Annotated in this window: 1 protein-coding gene; it reads left to right on the top strand. The window is 36.5% G+C overall.

Features of this window, described 5'->3' with window-relative positions; genetic code table 11:
• Positions 1-301 (top strand): prealbumin-like fold domain-containing protein (locus ACSG5Z_RS30670; RefSeq protein ID WP_435712840.1); only part of this gene is annotated, 301 nt, incomplete at both ends.

Genomic DNA, 301 nt, shown 5'->3' with positions numbered 1-301 from the left:
GTACTACTCTTGAAGACGCAGTATTTAACATTGTTGATATGAATGGTACTGTAATCCGCAAGTATCTTACTACAAATTCACAAGGTAAAATTAGCGTTTCTGACTTACGTCCTGGTGAATATCAATTCGTCGAGACGAAAGCTCCGAAACACTACGATTTAAATAAAGAACCGATTCCTTTCACTATTGAAAAAGGACAAGCTGAACCGATTTCTGTTACTGCTAAAAATAGTTTAACAAAAGGTGCGGTAGCGCTTTCTAAAGTGGATGATGTAGATGTTAAGAGCAGTATCATCTACAT

It is taken from the genome of Bacillus pretiosus (genome assembly GCF_051294775.1).
GTDB classification, from domain to species: domain Bacteria; phylum Bacillota; class Bacilli; order Bacillales; family Bacillaceae_G; genus Bacillus_A; species Bacillus_A wiedmannii.
This window is presented reverse-complemented; position numbering and strand designations above follow the sequence as displayed.